Annotated in this window: 24 protein-coding genes; 13 read left to right on the top strand and 11 right to left on the bottom strand. The window is 62.2% G+C overall.

The annotated features are described in order from the left end of the window. Positions 1-103 precede the first annotated feature (103 nt). A complete protein-coding gene (locus tag JJB99_RS23480) occupies positions 104-592 on the top strand; it encodes an invasion associated locus B family protein (protein WP_246774953.1) in 489 nt (162 codons plus the stop codon). Between the two features lie 14 nt (positions 593-606). On the opposite strand, the gene JJB99_RS23485 is transcribed toward JJB99_RS23480, so the two are convergent. Together JJB99_RS23485 and JJB99_RS23490 are read right to left on the bottom strand one after the other, a co-directional pair. Beyond that, positions 607-936, bottom strand: a complete 330-nt coding sequence (locus JJB99_RS23485; RefSeq protein WP_246774954.1) for a response regulator — start codon at positions 934-936, stop codon at positions 607-609. Positions 937-1,180: 244 nt separating this feature from the next. Further along, the gene (locus JJB99_RS23490; RefSeq protein WP_200500265.1) at positions 1,181-1,813 is read right to left on the bottom strand and encodes a response regulator transcription factor; all 633 of its coding nucleotides are present in this window, start codon (positions 1,811-1,813) and stop codon (positions 1,181-1,183) included. Positions 1,814-2,068: 255 nt separating this feature from the next. On the opposite strand from JJB99_RS23490, the gene JJB99_RS23495 reads away from it, so the two are divergent. Beyond that, positions 2,069-2,752: a helix-turn-helix domain-containing protein gene (locus JJB99_RS23495; RefSeq protein ID WP_200494674.1), complete on the top strand. Its 684-nt coding sequence runs from the start codon at positions 2,069-2,071 to the stop codon at positions 2,750-2,752. Here the strand turns inward: JJB99_RS23495 and JJB99_RS23500 are convergent. The 4 genes from JJB99_RS23500 to JJB99_RS23515 are packed head-to-tail and all read right to left on the bottom strand — an operon-like array spanning position 2,730 to position 6,804. After that, positions 2,730-3,188, bottom strand: coding sequence for a potassium channel family protein (locus tag JJB99_RS23500; RefSeq protein WP_200494675.1), 459 nt, complete (start codon positions 3,186-3,188; stop codon positions 2,730-2,732). The two genes, JJB99_RS23495 and JJB99_RS23500, sit on opposite strands and share 23 nt — an antisense overlap. Before the next feature lie 15 nt (positions 3,189-3,203). Continuing rightward, the gene (locus JJB99_RS23505; RefSeq protein WP_200494676.1) at positions 3,204-3,380 is read right to left on the bottom strand and encodes a hypothetical protein; all 177 of its coding nucleotides are present in this window, start codon (positions 3,378-3,380) and stop codon (positions 3,204-3,206) included. 43 nt (positions 3,381-3,423) lie between these two features. Beyond that, on the bottom strand, positions 3,424-4,287 hold the full coding sequence (locus JJB99_RS23510; RefSeq protein ID WP_200494677.1) for an alpha/beta fold hydrolase: 864 nt from the start codon (positions 4,285-4,287) through the stop codon (positions 3,424-3,426). Positions 4,288-4,296: 9 nt separating this feature from the next. Further along, entirely contained in the window at positions 4,297-6,804 is a 2,508-nt protein-coding gene (locus JJB99_RS23515; protein WP_200494678.1) for an alpha/beta hydrolase, read from the bottom strand. A gap of 129 nt (positions 6,805-6,933) precedes the next feature. Here JJB99_RS23515 and JJB99_RS23520 point away from each other — a divergent pair, with 129 nt between their 5' ends. The 5 genes from JJB99_RS23520 (at position 6,934) to JJB99_RS23540 (ending at position 10,320) form a co-directional block, all read left to right on the top strand. Then, complete coding sequence (locus JJB99_RS23520) at positions 6,934-7,860, top strand: alpha/beta fold hydrolase (RefSeq protein WP_200500266.1); 927 nt, start codon at positions 6,934-6,936, stop codon at positions 7,858-7,860. After that, on the top strand, positions 7,857-8,471 hold the full coding sequence (locus JJB99_RS23525; protein ID WP_200494679.1) for a hypothetical protein: 615 nt from the start codon (positions 7,857-7,859) through the stop codon (positions 8,469-8,471). The genes JJB99_RS23520 and JJB99_RS23525 overlap by 4 nt, the downstream gene beginning before the upstream one ends. 77 nt (positions 8,472-8,548) lie before the next feature. After that, positions 8,549-9,196, top strand: coding sequence for a CoA transferase subunit A (locus JJB99_RS23530; protein ID WP_200494680.1), 648 nt, complete (start codon positions 8,549-8,551; stop codon positions 9,194-9,196). 4 nt (positions 9,197-9,200) lie between these two features. After that, positions 9,201-9,851, top strand: a complete 651-nt coding sequence (locus JJB99_RS23535; RefSeq protein WP_200494681.1) for a 3-oxoacid CoA-transferase subunit B — start codon at positions 9,201-9,203, stop codon at positions 9,849-9,851. A gap of 10 nt (positions 9,852-9,861) precedes the next feature. Then, the gene (locus JJB99_RS23540) at positions 9,862-10,320 is read left to right on the top strand and encodes a MaoC family dehydratase (protein WP_200494682.1); all 459 of its coding nucleotides are present in this window, start codon (positions 9,862-9,864) and stop codon (positions 10,318-10,320) included. A 6-nt stretch (positions 10,321-10,326) separates the two neighbouring features. On the opposite strand, the gene fabI is transcribed toward JJB99_RS23540, so the two are convergent. The 5 genes from fabI to JJB99_RS23565 all read right to left on the bottom strand — a co-directional run bounded on the left by fabI (position 10,327) and on the right by JJB99_RS23565 (position 16,705). Continuing rightward, the gene (fabI, locus tag JJB99_RS23545) at positions 10,327-11,115 is read right to left on the bottom strand and encodes an enoyl-ACP reductase FabI (RefSeq protein ID WP_200494683.1); all 789 of its coding nucleotides are present in this window, start codon (positions 11,113-11,115) and stop codon (positions 10,327-10,329) included. Further along, positions 11,112-12,326, bottom strand: a complete 1,215-nt coding sequence (locus JJB99_RS23550) for an acetate/propionate family kinase (protein ID WP_200494684.1) — start codon at positions 12,324-12,326, stop codon at positions 11,112-11,114. The genes fabI and JJB99_RS23550 overlap by 4 nt, the downstream gene beginning before the upstream one ends. 5 nt (positions 12,327-12,331) lie before the next feature. Then, entirely contained in the window at positions 12,332-13,294 is a 963-nt protein-coding gene (locus JJB99_RS23555; protein WP_200494685.1) for a phosphate acetyltransferase, read from the bottom strand. 29 nt (positions 13,295-13,323) lie between these two features. Next, entirely contained in the window at positions 13,324-15,546 is a 2,223-nt protein-coding gene (locus tag JJB99_RS23560) for a DUF3141 domain-containing protein (RefSeq protein ID WP_200494686.1), read from the bottom strand. Between the two features lie 79 nt (positions 15,547-15,625). After that, entirely contained in the window at positions 15,626-16,705 is a 1,080-nt protein-coding gene (locus JJB99_RS23565; RefSeq protein WP_200494687.1) for an AI-2E family transporter, read from the bottom strand. 145 nt (positions 16,706-16,850) lie between these two features. Here JJB99_RS23565 and JJB99_RS23570 point away from each other — a divergent pair, with 145 nt between their 5' ends. The 6 genes from JJB99_RS23570 (at position 16,851) to JJB99_RS23595 (ending at position 22,025) form a co-directional block, all read left to right on the top strand. After that, on the top strand, positions 16,851-17,372 hold the full coding sequence (locus JJB99_RS23570; RefSeq protein ID WP_200494688.1) for a GNAT family N-acetyltransferase: 522 nt from the start codon (positions 16,851-16,853) through the stop codon (positions 17,370-17,372). Between the two features lie 504 nt (positions 17,373-17,876). Continuing rightward, the gene (gene napE / locus JJB99_RS23575) at positions 17,877-18,059 is read left to right on the top strand and encodes a periplasmic nitrate reductase, NapE protein (RefSeq protein ID WP_200494689.1); all 183 of its coding nucleotides are present in this window, start codon (positions 17,877-17,879) and stop codon (positions 18,057-18,059) included. A gap of 12 nt (positions 18,060-18,071) precedes the next feature. After that, positions 18,072-18,413: a chaperone NapD gene (locus JJB99_RS23580; protein WP_200494690.1), complete on the top strand. Its 342-nt coding sequence runs from the start codon at positions 18,072-18,074 to the stop codon at positions 18,411-18,413. After that, complete coding sequence (gene napA / locus JJB99_RS23585) at positions 18,410-20,914, top strand: nitrate reductase catalytic subunit NapA (protein WP_200494691.1); 2,505 nt, start codon at positions 18,410-18,412, stop codon at positions 20,912-20,914. The genes JJB99_RS23580 and napA overlap by 4 nt, the downstream gene beginning before the upstream one ends. A 5-nt stretch (positions 20,915-20,919) precedes the next feature. Next, a complete protein-coding gene (locus JJB99_RS23590) occupies positions 20,920-21,390 on the top strand; it encodes a nitrate reductase cytochrome c-type subunit (RefSeq protein WP_200494692.1) in 471 nt (156 codons plus the stop codon). After that, positions 21,387-22,025, top strand: coding sequence for a NapC/NirT family cytochrome c (locus JJB99_RS23595; RefSeq protein ID WP_433995728.1), 639 nt, complete (start codon positions 21,387-21,389; stop codon positions 22,023-22,025). The genes JJB99_RS23590 and JJB99_RS23595 overlap by 4 nt, the downstream gene beginning before the upstream one ends. Positions 22,026-22,110 lie beyond the last annotated feature (85 nt).

Here is a 22,110-nt window from a genome sequence, read left to right on the forward strand (position 1 = left end):
CGCGACGATGGTCCACGCTTGCTACTGTCTCCGACGACTTCTAGTCGTCGCCTTCACCGGCGCCGCAACGAGCTCCGGTCTCGCCGTACAGAAAAATGGAGAGGTGAGCAAGCCTGCCGAGGTCGGCACTCGTGGCCAGCGCGAAGCAAAGGACATCACCTATGGGAATTGGCGGAAACTCTGCTTCAAGGCCGGCGGCGCCAAGATGGTTTGCCGAACCTCGATCACCGGCACCTTTCCGACCGGGCAGATGGCGGTGCGCATGGACCTGATCGAACGCGAAGGCGACCGCGGCGGACGCCTGCAGCTCTTCGTCCCTGTCGGAATGTATCTCCAGCAACCTGTCAAGCTGACGGTCGATCAGGGGAGCTCTTACCGCGTGCCGTACAGTTGGTGCGTCACCAATGCCTGCATTGCCGCCGATATTGCTGATCCCGGGATCATCAAGGACATGGAATCGGGAAAAAAGCTGGCCCTCGAAGTCGTCGACTCCAACCTTCTGTCCCTGACCACATTGCTGCCGCTTGCACAATTCGCCGCCATCCACAAGGGCGCACCGGCGCAGACGCTCGAGCACTATGTTGACGAATGAACAAGCCGATGGCGTCAGGCGAACCCTGCACGAGCCCGTTCAATCGATTCGATGAAGGACCGCGCCGTGAAGGGCTTGGTCAGGTAGGCAATACATCCCGACTCAATCGCGGCCAGCCGGTTCGCGCGGTTGTCGTTGCCCGTAATATAGATGACCGGCACCGTGACGCCCTCCTCCGCCAGCCGCCTGCGCAGCTCGATGCCGCATTGTCCGTTCAGATCGATATCGATGATGATGCAAATGGCCTGGTCGAAATCGCCGTAGTCGAGCAGCGCCTTCGTCGAGTCGAACAACGTCGCATTGAATCCGTGCTCCCGCAGCAGCCGGTTGATGCTCGTGCGCATGGAGGAATCATCGTCAATGACAAAAACAGACGTGCGTGTCGGCAAGGCGGTCGACCTCGAAATGCCAGCAGATGAACAAAGACTCACAAGCTCCGCAGGCGGTTCCTAAATTATCGATGGATTTTCTCGACCGACAGGCTCACACGCGATTGCGCACTCTCTATAAGCACGCTGTCAATAAACTTTCATATTGTCCCTTTGTACAGGATCGCGCTTGCGTGGCCAGGCAGCCGAGCGGAACCGATCAGCTGCGCCGAACAGCATTTGGATCAAGCAGCCCAAGCCGCTCCGCGATCGAAACGAGCTCAGCAAGCGAATGAACCCGCATCTTGTCCATCACCTTATGGCGGTGCGCCTTCACGGTGCGTTCGGTCGTTCCAAGCTCATAGGCGATCTGCTTGTTGATCTTGCCGCGCACGATCAAGTCGAACACCTGCCGTTCGCGCGGCGTCAGCGATGACACAAGCGCGCGGAGCAAATCGAGCTTGCCGCGCTGTCCGCGTGCGGCCTCCTGACTTGCCAGGGCACGCTCGATCGCATCGATCAATTGCTCCGAGGATACAGGCTTGGTCAGGAAGTCCTCGGCGCCGGCCTTGATGACCCGCACGGTCGTTGCGGTATCGGCGTGGCCGGTGAGGAAGACGATCGGCACGGTCGAGCCGAGCTCGGTTAGGCGGCTCTGCAATTCCGGACCGCTCACGTCCGGTATCTGCACGTCGAGCAGGATGCATCCCGGCTGCGCGTCGCATGGCGGCCGGTCCAGGAGCTCCTGAGCCGATGCATAGGTCGCGACGTCATAGCCGGCGAGCTTCAGACGGCGCTCGATCGCCGTCCGGAACGAAGCGTCGTCATCTACCACGTGGACGAGGCCAGGCAACTGCATCGCTCGAACATCTCACTGCAATCACTAATCGAAACAATGACAGTCAGAATGACGTTTAACAACACGCTAATGTATCCAACGTGTGCAAGATAATGCAGACCTGTCCTTTGGTACAATGGCATTCGAGACAATGGTGAGAAAAGCTGCCTTCGTCGTAGAACAACTTCGGCGGGAATGGGACGGCGCGGTGCATTCCCTGCGGTGAAATTCGCCTGAGACCAATTCAGCGATGAGTTGAGGAGCTGGCTCATGTTCGTACGCATCACGACCGATCCGCTGCCCCGCGCCAATTCGCTCCACGATTTCGGAATGACCAGCGCCTCGAATCCGATGGTCAGTTTAATCGAATTTGCCTACAAAAAGGGCAAAGAGGTTTACGGCGAAAAGGAGCCGGCTGAGTACGTCTATCAGGTCAAGTCTGGCGCAGTGCGAAGCCACAAGCTGCTCTCGGACGGGCGGCGTCAGATCGGCGCGTTTCACCTCGCCGGCGACATTTTTGGACTGGAAAACGGCGACGAGCATCGGTTCACGGCGGAAGCCATCGTGGACACCACGGTCCGCCTCATCAGGCGCCAAAGCCTGGAAATGGTGGCCGAAAGCGACGCGATCGTCGCCCGCAACCTGCTCAGCATGACCACGACCAACCTGCAGCATGCGGAAGACCACATGCTTCTGCTCGGTCGCAAGACCTCGTTGGAGCGCGTCGCGGCGTTCTTGCTCGAGATGGACAAGCGCTTGACGGCGGCAGGTATTTTGGCGCTGCCGATGTCACGGCGCGATATCGCCGACTATCTGGGCCTCACATTGGAAACCGTGTCGCGCGCATTGTCGCGGCTGCATGAAGTCAAAGTCCTCGGCTTCATCGGTAACACCCAGCGCCAGATCGTGCTGCTCGACCGGCAGCAGCTCGCTAACCTCGATCTTCAGGCTTGAAACCGGGAGCGCCGATCGCGGACAGGTGCTCCAGCGTCTTGCGCAGAACTTCGAACAGGACCGCAGTCGACCAGCCGAACATCAGGATGCCGTTCATCGCGGTCATCGGCCCGGTCAGCCGCCACGCCGGCACGGGCGTGATATCGCCATAGCCGAGCGTGGTGTAGTTGACGAAGGCAAAATAGAGAAGATCGCTGCCCTTCGGTGCAGCGCCGACGAGCGCGTAGGCGAGCGCCCAGACCAAGACCTCCAACGTGTGCGCGACCATCAGCGCGGCAGCGGTTCCGACCATCACGGCCATCAGGTGAAATCTCGGCCATGCCGTGTGTCGTAACCCGGCCGAACGAGCGACCCCGACCGCGCCAACGGTCACCAGCGCGTGGATCATGATGTTGATCGCACTGACGAGGCCGCCAAGGAGGAACTGTACCGTCATCGCGCCGAGCAGGCTTCAGCTGTTCTTACCAGGTTTACGATCGAGGCGCTGTCTTTGAACTCTCATGCGCCTTATCTCTTCATTGAGCGCGTCGGCTTTCTCGTCCCGCCGGTCATTCTTTGATTTCGGCTGATCGCTCTTGCGCAGTTTTTCGAGCGCCTTCTCAACTGAGAGTTTGGTGGTTTCAGCCATGATAATCCCCGCATGACGTTGTCTTTATTGCAATATGAAACCGCTATTTCGCTAGTCCCCCGAACCAGGCGCCAAAATATCCTGCATACAGTGCCGGCACTTCGAGATTCATCGAATGCCCGATGCCCGGCACGACCACCAGCCGGCAATCCGGCATCGCGGCAGCCATGGTGCGGAGGTCCGCTGGCGGAATCCAGCCGTCGTGTTCGCCCCAGAGCACCAGATGCGGATGCTTGATTTCCGGCATGCGGCGCTCCAATTCCCTGCTCTCACGCTCGCGCGTGAGATTGACAGGTGTCCCGATCCAGACGCCTTCGGAGACACCAAAGGTCTGCTCGATGATCCGCTCGAACAGCGCCTCAATCTCGCCGAGCCCCTCGCGGAAGCGGGGAGTCGTGTTCGGCAGCATGCTCTCCGGCTCGAACAGCGAGGACGCCGCGGTGGCCATCACCGTCCGCGTCAGCTCCTTACTTGCCATCATGGCCCGGAACAGGCCGATCTGATCTGTATTGAAGGACATGCCGAGCGGCGTCACCGGATCGAGCGCGAACACCCGCCCGAAGCGGTGGGGCTGCATCAACAGCATTCGCGCGGCTATGATGCCACCGGTCGAATGCGTCGCGAGATGGCAGTACCTGACGTCAAGCGCATCGAGCGCCGCCAGCATGTCCTCCGAATGCTGTTGCATGGCGTAGTTGGAGTAGTCGGTAGCGGGTTTAGGCCGGTCGCTATCGCCGCAGCCGCGCCAGTCGATCCCGATGACGCGCATGCCGGCGGGAAACAACGGTGCGGCGAGTTCGATCCAGTCCTTGCTGGCGAGATTCCCGTGGATGAAGACGACGGTGACGTCGCCCTTTCCCCACGCTCGCCAGCCAAGCTGGACTTCACCCGCCTGCACCCTGGGCATGAGGCGGCCTTATTTGTTCAGACCGGCCGTGGGCGCGGCACCCGGCGGAGTCGGTGCCACGGGCAAGGCGGCAACCGCAGCACCCTTGATCATGCGCTCCGTGCCAAGCGGCGACGACGTGTCCACCGTTCCCCGGGTCACGAAATCGACCACGTCGGCCGGGTATTCGACCGGATTATCCGTATGGATGAAGTGCCCGGTTTCCGGATAGACCTTCAGGATCGGCCGGTTGCCGGCATTGGTCATGCGCGACATGAAGGGCGTGATGACGTCACGCCCGAGGTCCGTCAGCCCGTTAAACGCGGGTGTCGGAATGAATGGCTCCTTGTCTCCGAATGCCAGGAAGATCGGCACCTTGATCTGGGTCAGCCGCTCGTAAAGGTTCTTCGGATCGTCCTGCTGGAGTTCCGCCCCGATCGTATAGACATCGTAGATGAAGACGTTGCACCACTGCGCGAGCTCCTTCGGATTGCCTTTGGTCAACCCGACGCGTTGCTCGGTGTGGAAGCGGGCATATTCGCTGTCGCTGAAGAAATAGCCGCTCTTGGCTGCCGATGCCGTACCAGTGTCGGGGTCACGCTTCCTAAAATAGAAGAAGTCGCGAATGTTCTGCTCCGAACGCCCCGTCTCCGCGGCGAGGATGCCGGTCTGGTCCCAGGTCGCCTTCCATTTGTCGAAGTCGTGGTCGAACGCCGAGTCGAATAGCCTCAGCTTCTTGTCCTTTGCGACGGTGATATCGCGCGGATATTCCTCGAGACCCGACGGCGCTTCAAGGGCGAGAGCCTGCACCGCATCCGGCCAGGTCAGCGCATAGCCCATCACGAACTGACCCCCGAGTGAGTGGCCAAGATAGTATGCCTTCTTGATCCCAAGCTGGTTGACCACGAGATCATAGATGACCTCGCGCATGTCTTGCATGGTGCGCGCCGGGCTCTTGTCGAGATTGCCGGGTCCGGACATGCCGTAATGCGGCAGGTCGGGCACGATCACACGCAGACCGCTGCGCAGGGCATACTGCATGATGTTGCCATAGTGGCCGCCGAATGCGCCCTTGCCATGGATGATGACGAGCACCTTCGGATCCTTGTCGGTGCCGGCGTATTCGTCCATGTAGCCGATCTGCCAGGACGTGCCGCCCTTGTCCTTCGCGGTCGCGTATTTGACCGGATAGGGGTAGGTCACGTTGTCCTTCCAGAACGACGTCTTGGGATCGATAGTCTCGGCCACGCCGGGCACGCGATAGTTCTTGTCGACGAACTGCTGCGCGCGGTCGAGGCTTGCAACGTCGTCCATAAACGAGACGAACTTCGGATCGTTCTTGCGGTTGTTGATTAGCGGGAACACGCCGTAGTGAGCGACGGGACTCTCTTCGGCGATGAGATCGGCACCCGGCACGCGCTCGACGGCACGCTGCGCGAGCTTAAAGTTCAGCCAGAGGTCGTTGGTGATGTGCATCACCAGCGTGCGCGCCTGGATGCGGCCGAGATAAGGGTTGACGTTGTGGGTCTCACCGACCCGGTTGCGCCAGACCAGGTCCACCGCGTCATACAGCTTGGATCGGTTGACGACGTTGAGACCGGCCTTCTCATTCGGCGGATCCCAGTAGAAGACTTCCGGCTGTACCGACGCGAAGCTCTGGGTCGTCCTGTATCCGAAATCATAGCCGGTCAGGCCGAGCACCGACCAGCCGAACGCCATGCCCTGCAGAGGGTGCTTTTCCTTGGGCAGCTTGTAGTAGTCGCCCTCGGTGGCCTGCCACACCGGGTCCGACTCGATCGCCGCCGTCATCAATTGGAAGGTCCAGTTTCCGACGGGGTCCCCGGCGTCCGACTGCGTGGTGCCGCCGATCGGCATCAGTCCGCCCATGAAGTCCGGATGCATGACGCCCCAGACATACGTCTGCGTGCCGCCCATCGAGACGCCGGTGACCAACGCGGCGTGCGCAACCTTCAGACTGTCGCGCAGCATGCGGTAGTTCGCCTGCACCATGTCGTAGTAGCTGTATTGCGGGAATTTGATGCCGAGCCCGTCGGACGGCTTGCTGGCGCCCCAGGTGCCGAGCGGATCGACCATGATGACGTAGTACCGATCGGTATCGATGGGACGGCCAGGTCCGATCACGGGTACGCCGCCCGACAGGGCCGCGCCCTTGACCCACTGCTCGTACATGTCGGTGGAGTCGCCGGAATAATAGGAATTGATCACCACCGCATTGGTGATCTCGCCGGCCGCATTGCGCCGCGCATTCCCAATCGCGATGTAGCCGGTGCGCAGCTTGCCGCCACCGAGCGATTCCAAGGTGATGCCGCCCTCGCCGCCATTCTCCCACTTCGAGGGATCGTTCAAATCGTACTTCCCGCCCAGGCGGAAGTTGGCGATCTCATAGTACTTCTTCAGCCCGTCATGCTGCATCTGCGACGAGCGGCGGGTGAAGGGTTGTGCAACTGCGAGAGCAGTGCCGACCATCAGCAAGATCAGGCTGACGACGCAGCGCTTCACGAAACGTCTCCCGGTCATGACGGATTCCTCCCAGCGGATTTTGGCCGAAGGCTAGGCGGGACGAGCGGGCGAGTCTTGATTTAGCTCAATGGATTCCGCTTGCGGAGGTTGAGGATGTCACGATTAAAACGCCGCCCGGTCCCCGCAATGCCGTTCCTCAATCATGGCTCGTATCGGATACGCTATGAGCTTGATGGGCCGGCCGATGCTCCGGCCTATGTGCTCGTGAACGGACTCACGCAATATGCCGAGTTATGGACGGCCTACCGTGACGCCCTGCTGGCGCGGCGCTTTCGCGTCGCCACCTTCGATCTGCTCGGCCAGGGGGGCTCCGACAAGCCTGCTCTGTTCATCAGCCAAGACGACCAGGTCACCGCGCTTCACCTCCTGATCGGCGAGCTCGGCGACGGTCCGATCTTCCTGAGCGGCATCAGCTTTGGCGGACTGATCGCCCTGCGCTATGCGATCGAGCACGGCGACCGGCTCTCCGGTCTCGTACCGATGAGCTGCTTTGCGGAGCTGTCGCCGCAACTGCTTCTGATCGGCAATGCCTTGCGCACCGGCCTGATCCTGGGCGGCACGAGCTACCTCCAGGATCTGCTGCTGCCGATGAATCTGTCGGACCAGTGGCTGAGGCCGTTGCTTGACAAGCTCGACGGCGTCAAGCGGCAAGGCTGGCTCGTCAATGACGTCTACGCACTCCAGAACCTGATGGAGTCCTTCCTCGATTTCCAGCCGCTGACGCCAAGACTATCGTCGATCACGGTGCCGACAATGATCCTGAACGGCGAGTTCGACTTCCTGACGCCGCGCGCCCTGCACGAAACCCTGCGCGTCGAAATCCCCGACAGCTCGCTGGTGATCATTCCGAAGTCCTATCACGCCTTTACGCTCGAGAAGAGCGCACTCACGGCCGAGTTGCTCGCACGCTTCGCCGACCAAGTGATGGCCGGGCGTTGGCAAGGCAACAAGGCGGTCTGGATTGCGCCGGAGGACCCCGGTGGCGAGCTCACGCCATTTCCAGCAGGCTACGACCATCTCCGCGCTATCCCGGTGCAGAGGACGACGCCATGAGCGGATTCTTCCGCCCCCTCGATTCCGAGGGCCGCGTGGCGGCGCACCAGCAGACGCGTGTCTCCGCATTCCTGGTCTCCGCCCACGGCGCTCTGGCCCGACAGTCCGCATTCAGCCTACCCGCGAGGCTCGAGTCGGCTTGGCAGACCGAACTGAACGCACAGCTTTACCGCGAGACCGAAATTGTCTCGCTGCTGCTGCGCGCGACGAGTTGGGCGCCGGATCCCGGCTTGGGCTATATGGCCGTGGCCTGGGAAAGCGCCTGGTATCCTGCTCCAATCTACGAGATTTCGGACTGGCCCCTCGCCGTGGCAGCCGGTCTTGCAACGCTCGCCCATGCCGTTCACGCGGGAATCCGGCCGGCGGCGCTGTTGCCGGTGGAAGCCAATCCCAACGATCCTTTCGTCATGGCGCTGCGCCGCATCGAATTCGAAAGCGGCCGCCTGCTGCAGGCGCAAATCCTCTCTCTGAAAGGTCCGGACTTCCTGCCGTTTCGCGACGTTGTCACCTCCGCCCTTGAACGGCGCCACACCGAGGTGCGCAAGCTGTGGCGCGACATGCTCCAGAGCGTAGGCATCGGCGCTCGCGACTCAAATGATGAGAAGCCTTGATGCAAATCAAAGGAACGCGGTGACAGCCAGCGAACATTGTCCTGCTGCTGCCGTAGCTTGTGACCGGAGTTGCCGCCATGAAGGCTGTTTCCGTCGAAGAAGCCGTTGCGATGATCCCGGCCGGCGCCAGCGTCATGGTCGGCGGGTTCATGGGTGTCGGGACACCGGAGCGCCTGCTCGACGAAATGGTCCGGCAGCAAAAGAACGGCCTTTCGCTGATCTGCAACGACGCCGCGCTTCCCGGCAAAGGTGTCGGCAAATTGTTCGACGCGGCGTTGGTCTCGCGCCTGACCGCGACGCATATCGGCCTCAACCCGAAGGCGCAGCAGCAGATGCTGGCGAGCCAGATCGCCGTCGATCTCGTTCCGCAAGGAACTTTCGTCGAGCGAATTCGCGCAGGCGGATGCGGCATCGGCGGCATTCTGACAGCAACGGGCGTCGGCACACTGGTCGCGGAAGGCAAGCGCCAGATCGAAGTCGACGGCAAGCCGTTCCTGCTCGAGACTGCGTTGCGGGCGCAGTTCGCGCTGGTACATGCCTTTCTCGCCGACTATCTCGGCAATCTTGCCTACGCACTGACGTCCCGCAACTTCAATCCGGTCATGGCCATGGCGGCCGACACCGTGATCGTGACGGCAGAGCACATCGTGCCCGTGGGCGTGATCGCGCCCGACCATGTCGTGACCCCGGCGCCGCTCGTCGACTACCTCATTACGAACGGGTGAGACCATGGATGCACAGACCATCATCGCCCGGCGCGTCGCCAAGGAGTTGAGGAGCGGCAACCTCGTCAACCTCGGCATCGGCATTCCGACGCTGGTCGCGAATTACATCCCATCCGACCTGAAGGTGTTCTTCCAGTCGGAGAACGGCCTGATCGGCACCGGACCAATCCCTGAGCAAGGCATGGCGCATCCGACGTTGACTGACGCCGGAGGCAAGCCGATCAGCGCTCTGCCCGGGGCCTGCACATTCGACAGCGCGATGTCGTTCGGATTGATCCGCGGCGGCCATGTCGATGTCACCGTGCTCGGCGGTCTCCAGGTCGATGCGCACGGCCATCTCGCCAATTGGATGATTCCCGGCAAGATGGTGCCAGGCATGGGCGGGGCGATGGATCTGGTCACCGGCGCCAAGCGGGTCATCGTCGCTATGCAGCACGCCGCCAAGGGCAAGTCGAAGATCGTCGCAAAATGCACGCTGCCGCTGACGTCGGCGCGGCCGGTGGATCTGGTTGTGACGGACATGGCCGTGATCGCCTTCCCCGACGGGAAGGCGACGCTGTTGGAAACCGCGCCCGGCATCAGCGTTGGCGAAGTCCTGGCGGTGACCGAGGCCGAGCTTGTCGTTCCCGACAGCGTTCCAGAAATGAAGCTGTGAGGTCACGGCCATGCGGATATTCAGCGACTTCGATGAGATCAAATCCGCCATTGGCACGGAGATCGGCGTCAGCGATTGGGTCGAGGTGTCGCAGGATCGGATCAACCAGTTTGCCGAGGCAACCTGCGATGAGCAATGGATCCATGTCGATCAGGAGCGTGCTAAAAAAGAGCTGCCCGGCGGCACCACCATCGCCCACGGGCTCTTGTCGCTGGCGCTTGCGCCGCTGTTTATCCGCTCGGTGATCAGCTTGAAGGGCCTGCGTAACACCCTGAACTATGGCGCGGACCGGATACGGTATCTGGCGCCGGTGCCGGCGGGCTCCAAGCTCCGCGGCCGCGTCACGGTCGCGGAAGCCGAGGACGTGGCGCCGAATGGCCTGCGCGTGAACTACCATCTCGTGATCGAGATCGATGGCGGCAAGAAGCCCGCCTGCATCGCCGAGCTGATCGCCCTGCACTATCGCTGAGCGCGTTCAATCGATGATGTGATAGCCGCCGTCGATATAGAGAACGCCGCCGGTGATGAGCTTGGCGCCGTCGAGTGCCAGGAATGCGGTGGCGTTGCCGACGTCGTCGATGCTGACGAGGCTGCGCGCCGGTGCCTTCGACTGGGCCTTGTCCATCAGTTCGTCGAACTCCGGAATGCCTGAGGCCGCACGTGTGGCGAGCGGTCCGGGCGAGATCGCGTGCACACGGATGCCCTTCGGCCCCAGTTCCGCCGCAGCGTATCGAACGGCCGCTTCCAGCGCCGCCTTCGCCACACCCATGATGTTGTAATTCTCAACTACCATCTGGCTGCCATAATAGGTCATCGTGAACATGGTGCCGCCGTTCTTCATCAGCGGCTCGGCGAGATGGGCCATCCGCAGGAATGACCAGCACGAGACGTCCATCGTCTTCAGGAAGCCGTCGCGGTTCACGTCCACGACGCGGCCGTGCAGCGCCTCCTTCGGCGAGAAAGCGATAGAGTGCAGCAGGAAGTCGAGCTGGCCCCATTCGTTTGCGATGCGCTCGAACACCTGCTCGGTCTGGCCTTCGACCATCACGTCCAGCGGCATGAAAATCGGGGCTTCCAGCGCCTGCGCTAGCGGCTCGACATGCTTCCTGGCGCGGTCGTTCAGGTAAGTGACGGCAAGGTCGGCGCCGAGGGCGCGAAACGCCCTCGCGCAGCCCCAGGCGATCGACTGGTCGTTGGCGATGCCGACGATCAGACCCTTCTTGCCCTTCAGGGCGATTTTGCTATCCGGGAATACGGGGATCATAACACCCTCTCATGTCTGGGGTTGGGCGCTTGGTCGTTCATCAGCAGCGACAGCGTGTGCTGCGCGATCATCAGTTCCTCGTCGGTCGGCACCACGTAAACGGGGATGGTACTATTGGGCCGCGATATCAGTCGCGAATGACGCGCATTCTCGGCTGCATCGATCGCAACACCGAGCCAGGCGAGCTGCTCTGCCACGCGTGCACGGATATTTGCAGAATTCTCGCCGATGCCGGCCGTGAACACGAAGGCGTCCAAACCCTGCAAAGCGGCCGCAAGCATGCCCGAGCTGAGGCCGATCCGATAAACAAAATAGTCGATAGCCAGCTTCGCCTTGGACTCTTGGCTGGCTTCCAGCTCGCGCATGTCGTTGCTGACGCCCGAGAGCCCCTTCAATCCGCAATCGCGATAAAGGAAATTCTGCACGTTCGACGCCGACATCCCCTTCTCGGAGATGAGATAAAGTACGACTCCGGGATCGAGTTGACCGGGACGCGTCCCCATCGGCAGCCCGTCGAGCGCCGTGAAACCCATGGTGCTCTCGACGCTCTGTGCGTCCCTCAGCGCGCACATCGATGCACCACTGCCGAGATGGGCGACGATGATCCGGCGTTTGGCGATCTCGGGCGCGATCTGCAGCAGGGTCTTCGCAATGTATTCGTAGGATAGCCCGTGAAAGCCATAGCGCCGCACGCCTTCGGCATGAAGCTGATGGGGAATCGCATAGTGATCGGCGACCGCGTCGTGGGTGCGATGAAAGGCGGTATCGAAGCATGCGACCTGCGGCAGCGTGGGAAAATTGGTCAGGATCGAACGGATCGGCGCCAGATTGTGCGGCTGATGCAGCGGGGCAAGGCTGACGAAGCGCTCGAGGCGCGCCACCACGCCGTGGTCGATCAGAACCGGCCGGGTATAGTCCGGTCCGCCATGCACAACGCGATGCCCGACCGCCATCGGTTGGAGACGGAGCTCGTTGCGCAGCCAGTCGCCTGCGACGCCCATCGCGGCCGGAACGTCGGGGACCGCCTCGATCGGATAGGCGCGGTCGGCCAAGGGATCACCACCCGCGCCGCTTGCGCGCAAGCGCGGGCGGCTGCCGATGCCATCCATCTGCCCCTTGATTTGGCGCCGCAACGTGCCCTCGCCCTCGACGGAGAACACCTGGAACTTGACGCTGGAGGAGCCCGCGTTGACGACAAGGATCGTGTTCATGGCGGTCACGCGGCGACCGTTGGCGATCTTTGCCGCCGCGCGTGCGCATAGAGCGCGGCCACTGCGCAAGACGCCATTCGCGAGCGCGCCGAATCGGCACGGGACGTGAGCACGACCGGTACCCGGGCGCCGAGCACGATTCCGGCGCCATCGGCCTTAGCGAAATAAGCGAGATTCTTCGCCAGCATGTTGCCGGATTCGAGGTCGGGTACGACCAGGATTTGCGCGCGACCGGCGACCTCGGATTTGATGCCCTTGATCCGCGCCGCCTCGGCGTCGATCGCATTGTCGAACGCCAGCGGTCCGTCAAGCAGGCCGCCAGTGATCTGGCCGCGATCGGCCATCTTGCAGAGTGCCGCCGCCTCAATCGTGGACGGAATTTTTGACGTGACCGTCTCGACCGCCGACAGGATCGCGACCCGTGGCGACCTGCCGAAGCCAGCCTGGTTGTAGAGATCGATCGCGTTCTGGATGATGTCCCGCTTGGCATCGAGATCCGGAAAGATGTTGATTGCCGCGTCGGTGACGAAGATCGTCTCGGCATAGGCCGGCACGTCCATCACGAAGACATGGCTGATGCGCCGGTCGGTGCGCAGGCCGCCCGTCTTTGCGGTGACGGCGCGCATCAGTTCATCCGTGTGCAGGCTGCCCTTCATTAGCATTTCACCCTTGGCCGCATGGATCAGTTCTACGCCCTTGGCGGCCGACTCATCGCTATGAGCGGCATCGACAATCTCGCAACCCGAGATGTTGAGGCCATGCGTGCTTGCGGTGTCTCTGATCTTCCCTTCGGGTCCGACCAGGATCGGCCGAATGATACCAGCGCTCGCGCTATCGACAGCGCCACGGAGCGATGTTTCATCGCAGGGATGCACGACGATGGTCGGCGTTGGCCGCACGGCCTTGGCCGCCGCGATCAGGCGGTCGTACTTCGTGCCGGACTGCATCTGCTTCATGTCGGCCGACATAGTGTCACTCCCAATCCCGCCAATCCGCGTTACGACGCCTTTGCCTTCGGATCGAAAGGGGCGACGTTCGAAGCCGGCTCCCCTCCTGCATCCACGCCGAACAGCTCAGCGACGCGCTTCAATCGGATCGCGCGCTCGCCGGTGATCTCCTCGCTGGCTGACAGCACGTGTCGCATGGCGTCGATTGCCGCATGGCGCTGGTTAATATCGTCGGGCAACATCTTCGGGATGGCGGCCAGGGCCCCTTCCCGGTCCAGCAGCAGCATGAAGAATTGCTCGCGCACCAGCATCTTGAACTCGGGCAGGGTCAGCCGTGCTCCTCCACGGGCATGCCGAACCTGACGGAGCGCCTCGATGCTCCGCTCGTCGACCATGCCGCGCGCCGAGCCCACATAGAGCAGTGCACGAACGGCAGCCTCGCGAAGGCCACCCTCACCGATCTTCGACTTCAGCTCGGCGATTCGCTTGTCGAGCATGGCGCGGTGTTCAGGCGACATCTCGCGCCGGCGCGACGGCTCGGACTTCGGATCGATCCCGACCGCGGCTTGAAGGGCCGGCGAGCCGTAAACGTTGAGGAAGATCGCCTCGCTCAGCGTCTCCTGCGAGTCCCGCCAGCTGTCCAGCATGTGAACGATCTGCTTGGACATCTGCTCCTGGAACACCAAAAAGGGATTTTCGCTCGCGACCGGCTTGCGATTGTCCTCGACCTTCTCGGCCGCCGACTTCACCGCGGCCATTAATGGGTTCTGGCTGCTAAAGGCCTCGTATTGCAGCCGCAGCGGGTGCATGTTGCGCGCCCACTCCGCCATTTGCGGCGTCACCATGGACTTGACCCAGGGCTGGACGAACTTCTGGTATGCGGCGAGGTTGAGCTCGGAGACCCGCTTGGCGGCCGCGAACCGCCGCTCGTCCTCAGGAGAATTGCCGCCCATGGCGCGGATGTCGTCAAGCGTCCGCGCCTCGCAGCGCATGACCCATTGGCCGACGGCGAGATCGGCATTGAGAGTGTCCGATCCTCTCGCCTCAAAGGTCGCTTCATAGAGCCCGGGCGGCAGCACATCAATCAAGTCGATGTTGCTGGAGAACTCGGCGTGCTCCTTCTTGGCGACACCGCCCGACACGAAGATACCGAGATGGCCGACGGTTTGGTGAACGGTATAGACGATGGTTTGGCCGTAAGCCCTGATCTCGTCGACGTCGGCATAGCAATCGAGGATCCAGTTGAGCGCCTGCTGTGGCGGCGTGACGTTGTCACCCTCCGAGCAGAACACCACGATCGGCGATCTGATTTTGCGCAGATCCACCGTCGCGCCATCGGACATCTTGATGTTTCCGGCGGCGAGGTTGTTGCCGACGAACAATTCATCGACGATGAACTGGATTTCCTCGGCATTCAGGTTGACGTGCCCACCCCACCAGCGCTCGAATTCGAGGTAGCGATCGGCCTCGGTGTCGACCTTGGAATAAACGTTGTACTGCTTCGTCCAGAGCGTGTTCGAGGGATTCTGGTTCTCGAAGTTCTGCACCAGCCACGCGCCATCGAACTTCCCGCCGCCGAGATCTGAGGTCAGCGCGGTCAGCCAGCTCCCGCCCAATAGACCGCCCGAGTAGCGCATCGGATATTTGCCGTGCACGCCTTCCCAATAGGCAAGCGGCGCGCCGGCGATGATCAACGGTCCGAACAGTTCTGGTCGCAGCGAGGCCAGAATCATGACAGCCCAGCCGGCCTGGCAATTGCCGATCACGCAGGGCTTACCGTCAGCCTGGGGATGGAGGCTGATGACTTTCTCGATGAACAGAGCTTCGGCACGCGCGATGCGCTCGATGGTCTGTCCCGGCATCGGATCCGGCAGGAAGCCGACGAAATAGCAGGGATGACCCGCGTTCATCGCGACGCCGATCTCGCTGTCCGCCTTGAACCCGCCAATTCCCGGACCGTGCCCGGCGCGGGGATCGACCACGATGAATGGACGCCGTTCGAGATCGATCTCGACTCCCTTGGGCGGAATGATGCGGACCAGAGCGTAGTTGACCGGCTCGTCGAGCTTGCGCCCATCGATGATCAATTCTGCGGCATATTGCAGGACGTGCGGAGCCGTTTGCGCGACATGCTCGCGGTACTGGTCGCCGCGTTGGCGCATGATGTCCAGAAACAGCACGCTGCGCTGCCCCGCATCGACCATGTATTCGATTCCCGAGGCGACGAGGCCGGATAGGGGTCCGCCTGGCAGGTTTGGAGTTTCCATCGACATATTCAGACCTCTCTGTCGCGCGTCTCAATTCAAGTGGCCTCAGGACCAGGCGACGTTGATTTAGGTCAACGTTCGGCACTCACGGCAGCGCTGCCGGATCAGCGCGATCGATACGGATCCACGCCACCGCCAATTCCCAGGTGACCGAGAGAATGATCGGCCCGACGAAGAGACCGACGATCCCATGCGCCAGAGTTCCCCCAATCACCCCTATCAGGATGACGAGCGTCGGCGTCGTTAGCCCGCGGCCCATCACCAGCGGTTTCAGTATGTTATCGATCACGTTGACGATCCCAAGAAACACGCTGAGCACGAGCGCGACGGGGATGTCCTTGTCGAACCAGACCCAGACAATCACCGGAAGCAGGATGATCGTCGCGCCGATTTGCACGATGCTCAGGAGGAGGACGGCGAAAGCCAGCAGGCCGGCGCCGGGAATGCCGGCCAGCTTGAACCCGATCCCGGCCAGCAGAGCCTGGATGACCGCAACGCCGATGACCCCTTGAGATACGGCACGTATCGTCGCGCCCGCCAATTTCAGAAAATGCTCACTCTGTTCGGGCACGATTTGCGCCAGGAAACCCCGGATCGCTGCCACGAGCTGCGACCCGTAGGGAAAAATAAAGCCGGCCGCCACGACCGAAAGAAGAAACATGAGTGTTCCCAAGCCGGCATCGCCCACAAAGCCGAGCATCGTGGTCGCAAGCGGTTTCAGATAGGGCACGATTTCGCGCAGGACCGAGCGGATATTGATCGAGGCCTCGTCCCACAACTCATAAAGTTGCGGTCCGACCAGCGGCCAGGTCTTGATGGCCTGTGGTGGACAAGGAACGACGAGCTCGCCGGCGTTGAGTTGCCCGGCGATGTCCTTGATGCCATCCACGGCACTCAGGCCGAGCCAGGTTGCCGGTCCGATGACAATGGCAAGATTGATCACGGTGAGAACGAACGCCGCGAGCTTCGGGCTGCCGCCCAGCAACTTGGCAAGCCAGCTAAAGACCGGATTGAACGCGACGGCGAGCACGATCGCCCAGGCCAAGATCGGCACGAACGGACGGATCACTACGAATGTCCAGACGACCAACAACGCGAGCAATCCGAGCCGGATCACAAGCTGGATCACGTCTTCGCCGGTCAAACGCTGACGGAGTGTCTTCAAGGCCACGCTCCATCTGGACTGTGGCTGAGCCTAGCTCTAGCCTTTGCCACGTCGTCTTGATCCAGATCAAACAATCGCGTTCGGCCGGAAGCTTCATCGGCTGATGCCGCTCAATAGCCACCCGGCGTGCGGCAAGGGAGCCCAGATGTCGGACCTCGCCAGCTACATCGCCCACGAACATCTGGGAGACGGCTCCGCCGTCGAAATTCGGGCACTTCGGGCGGACGACGAGGCCGACATGCTCGCTGCCCTGGAGCAGACCAGCGCGCAATCGCGGCAGCGCCGCTTCTTCGTGATGAAGCGCCACTTCTCCGACAAGGAGCGCGCTTTCTTCATGGACATCGATTTCAAGAACCATGTGGGGCTGGTCGTGCTCGCCGGGGACGCGGACCGAAAAACGATCGTCGGTGGCGGCCGCTACATCGTATTCGAACCCGGACGAGCCGAAATGGCCTTCATGGTGATCGATGCCTGGCAGGGACGCGGCATAGGCTCCATTCTGATGCGCCACCTCGTCAAGCTCGCGGGCGCCGCGAGGCTAAAGGAATTGACCGCGGAAGTTCTGCCCCAGAATGCGGCGATGCTGAAGGTATTCAGCAAGTTCGGCTTCAAATCACGTTCGCGCCACGATCCACAAACGATCCATCTGATTCTGAACCTCATGTAGCGGATGTAGCCTACAGGAGTTTGAAGTAGGATCTACGGTGATACCCTGTCCTCGCAATGCTTCAGCTCGCCCTCGATACAGCCGAAAGGGAATGTTGGCTTGCGCCGCCCGGTCGTGGCACTACTGCCGTGCGAGGACGACCGCCATAAGCAACGGTGCTGAGCTAAGGTCAATACACACGCTCACTCCTCGGTCGGCGATCTGAGCAATGCACTAAAAACGTACGGCTGTTCGATCTCTCGTCAACGCGGGCAAGCAGCGTCGACGGCTCACTAATTCCGAGCGCTTTAGCGGCCTGGAGATTGATGACCAACTCGGACTTGACCAACTGCTCCGTCGGCGGATGCGTGGGTGGGGTGTCCCAACCCTCACGCGGCGCGCCCCCTGCGGCCGAGCGCGGCGAATATTGATATAGATCAATGTTACGCTTGGCACCCTCGCTTTGTCTGTAGTGAGGCAGCGGCCCGGATGCCGCTTAATCCCCACACTGGAGAGAGCAGCAGCATGTCCGTCGGAAGCGACGACGCTGGACGACCGCGCCGTAAGCGCATGGAAATTTTCGCGTTCCTGTTCCTGACCGCGGTGGTGATGCCGGCGCTCGCCGTCGGCGTGGTCGGCAGCTACGGCTTTGCCGTCTGGATCTATCACATGGTGGTTGGACCGCCCGGTCCGCCCCCGGCGCATTGAGCGAGGGCCATTATGCTCAAAACCACCATCGACCGCCGCGCTTTGATCACTGGCCGTGCGCTGACCGCCGAGCGTGTCGTGGCGCCGCCCGGCGGAGAGATCGCCAGCATCCTGGTGCAGGCCCGTCCCGAGCGCCTCAACGATGTCGAAGCGGCAATCCTTGCGCTGTCGGGCTGCGAAATTCACGGTCGCGACCCGCGGGGCAAGCTCGTGGTGGTGATCGATGCGCCTGAGGCCGGCGCGCTCGGATCGACGCTCAACGCCATCGCGCTGCTGCCCCACGTCTACTCGGCCTCACTCGTCTTTCACGCCATCGACGCCGGCGGACGGCCGGCGCCGGGAGAATGTCCATGACCGCACCCAAGCTCGATCGCCGCCAGATACTGAAGCTGGAGGCCGCCGCCATCGCAGCAGCGGCTGGAGGCATGCCCGTGCCGGCGCTCGCGGCCAACCTCGTGACCGAGCGAGAGGCCAGCGGACTGACTTGGGACAAGGCCCCGTGCCGGTTCTGCGGCACCGGATGCAGCGTCATGGTCGCGACCAAGGACAATCGCGTGGTCGCCACGCACGGCGACATCAAGTCCGAGGTCAATCGCGGGCTCAACTGCGTGAAGGGCTACTTCCTTTCCAAGATCATGTACGGCCACGATCGGCTGACCCAGCCCATGCTGCGCAAGACCAACGGCAAATACGACAAGGATGGCGAGTTCACGCCTGTCTCCTGGGACGAAGCCTTCGACGTGATGGCCGAGAAATTCAAGGACGCACTGAAGAAGCGCGGACCGAGCGGTGTCGGAATGTTCGGCTCCGGGCAATGGACGATTTGGGAAGGCTACGCCGCCTCGAAATTGTTCAAAGCCGGCTTCCGCTCCAACAACATCGATCCGAATGCGCGCCACTGCATGGCGTCCGCGGTCGCCGGCATGATGCGCACCTTCGGCATCGACGAGCCGGCCGGCTGCTACGATGACATCGAAGCCGCCGACGCCTTCGTGCTGTGGGGCTCCAACATGGCGGAAATGCATCCCATCCTGTGGACGCGGGTGGCCGACCGCCGGCTCTCCGCGCCGCAGGTGCGCGTTGCGGTGCTCTCGACGTTCGAGCACCGCTCCTTCGACCTCGCCGACATCGGTATCGTCTTCACGCCGCACTCCGACCTCTTCATCCTCAACGCAGTCGCCAACCACGTCATCAAGACCGGGCGGGTGAACAAGGATTTCGTCGCGGCGCATACCGTGTTCAAGCGCGGCCAGACCGATATCGGCTACGGCCTGCGGCCCGAGCATCCGCTGCAGAAGAAGGCGACGGGCGCGGCCAAGGCCAACGACTCCACCGACATGAGTTTTGACGAATACGCAAAGTTCGTCTCCGACTACACGCTGGAGAAAGCCGCAAAAATGTCCGGCGTGCCGCTCAATCGGCTGGAAGCGCTGGCCGAGCTCTATGCCGATCCGAAGACCAAGGTCGTCAGCTTCTGGACCATGGGATTCAACCAGCACACCCGCGGCGTCTGGTGCAACAACCTCGTCTACAACATCCATCTTCTGACCGGAAAGATCTCCGAGCCCGGCAACAGCCCGTTCTCGCTCACGGGCCAGCCCTCGGCCTGCGGCACCGCGCGCGAGGTCGGCACCTTCTCGCACCGCTTGCCTGCCGACATGGTGGTGAACAACAAGGAGCATCGCGACAAGACGGAAGCGATCTGGAAGCTGCCGGAGGGCACCATCCCCGACAAGCCGGGCTACCACGCCGTGCTGCAGAGCCGGATGCTGAAGGACGGTCTGCTCAATGCCTATTGGGTGCAGGTCAACAACAATCTGCAGGCTGGTCCCAACATCAACGAGGAGACCTATCCGGGCTTCCGCAACCCCGACAATTTCATCGTGGTCTCGGACGCCTATCCGACGGTCACCGCGCTTGCCGCCGACCTTATCCTGCCGACCGCGATGTGGGTGGAGAAGGAAGGCGCCTACGGCAATGCCGAGCGGCGCACGCAATTCTGGCATCAGCTCGTCACGGCTCCCGGAGAATCGCGGTCCGATCTGTGGCAGCTCATGGAGTTCTCCAAGCGCTTCAAGATCGAGGAAGTCTGGACCGAGGAGCTCCTGTCGAAGAAGCCGGAATACCGCGGCAAGACCATGTTCGACGTGCTCTACAAGAACGGCCAGGTCGACAAGTTCCCGTTGTCCGACATCGAGCAGGGCTACGCCAACGACGAATCGAAGGCGTTCGGCTTCTACGTGCAGAAGGGCCTGTTCGAGGAATACGCCATCTTCGGCCGCGGCCACGGCCACGACCTCGCGCCGTTCGACACCTATCACCGCGAACGCGGACTGCGCTGGCCTGTCGTCAACGGACAGGAGACCAAGTGGCGTTTTCGCGAAGGATCGGATCCGTTCGTGAAGCCGGGGGCCGGCGTGCAATTCTATGGCAATGGCGACGGAAAGGCCCGCATCTTCGCACTGCCCTACGAGCCGCCGGCGGAATCGCCCGACGATGAATATCCGCTCTGGCTTTCCACCGGCCGCGTGCTGGAGCATTGGCACTCCGGCACCATGACGCGCCGCGTGCCGGAACTGTATCGGGCGTTTCCGGAGGCGGTCTGCTTCATGCATCCCGATGATGCAAAGGAGGCGAAGCTGCGCCGCGGCGACGAGGTCAAGGTCATCTCGCGCCGAGGCTTCATCCGCACCCGGCTCGAGACCCGCGGACGCGACCGGCCGCCGAAGGGGCTCGTCTTCGTGCCCTGGTTCGACGAGTCGCAGCTCATCAACAAGGTGACGCTGGACGCGACCGACCCGATCTCGCTGCAGACCGATTTCAAAAAATGCGCCGTGCGCATTGAAAAGGTGTAGCTGCCATGCTCGGGAAAACGGCCATCGTTCTGCTCGCCGCCGCGATCGCCGCCGGCACCGCCACGCTCGCCGCGCAAACGCTGAGCTCCGACCTGCGTGGCCCGACCCCGCTGAACGAGGAGGGCCCGGCGCCGCCGATGATGCCGACGCGCAACACCGCCGAACGCGAGGTGCGCAATTATCCCGAGCAGCCGCCGGTGATCCCGCACTCGATTGACGGTTACCAGATCGATCTGCGAAGCAACAAATGCCTGTCCTGCCATGCCAGGGCGCGCACCGGTGAGTCGCAGGCGCCGATGGTCTCGATCACCCACTTCATGGACCGCGACGGCCAGTTCCTCGCCTCCGTCTCGCCGCGGCGTTTCTTCTGCACCGAATGTCACGTGCCGCAGAGCGTTAGCGATCCGCCTGTCAGCAACGATTTCGTCGACATCGACACTCTGCTGAGCCGCGGGACACCGGGTGGGAAGCGATGAGCGAGGTCGTTTCCAAAGCCCCGCAGCCGGGCATGATCAGGCGGGCATGGAGCTTCCTGCTCGAGCTGCTCGACGTACTGATCCGGCCGAGTACCGTGTTCGGCCTGGGCGTGCTGGTGTTCGCGGGCTTCCTCGCCGGCATTATCTTCTGGGGTGGCTTCAACACCGCGCTGGAGGTGACCAACACCGAGAAATTCTGCACGAGCTGTCACGAGATGCGCGAGAACGTGTTTGAGGAGCTGAAATCGACCATCCATTTCACCAACCGCTCCGGCGTGCGCGCGAGCTGCCCGGATTGCCACGTGCCGCACAACTGGACCGACAAGATCGCGCGCAAGATGCAGGCCTCCCAGGAGGTCTGGGGCAAGCTGTTCGGCTACATCGACACCCGCGAAAAATTCCAGGACAAGCGGCTGGAGCTCGCGTTGCACGAGTGGGCGCGCTTCAAGGCCAATGATTCCCTGGAATGCCGCAACTGCCACAGCGCGGATTCCATGGACATCACCAAGCAGTCGCCGCGCGCTGCCGAGGCGCATCAGCGCTTCCTCTTTACCGGCGAAAAGACCTGCATCGATTGCCACAAGGGTATCGCCCACCACCTGCCCGACATGCGCGGTGTGCCAGGTTGGCAGTGACGGAGACGTGCGTCCTTCACATGCGGGCAGCGCCGCGCTCACCCGGACGCGGCCGGCGCAACATACTCGGCTGCCAGCGGCAGAG

This window comes from Bradyrhizobium diazoefficiens, assembly GCF_016616235.1.
In the GTDB taxonomy this organism is placed as follows: Bacteria; Pseudomonadota; Alphaproteobacteria; order Rhizobiales; family Xanthobacteraceae; genus Bradyrhizobium; species Bradyrhizobium diazoefficiens_H.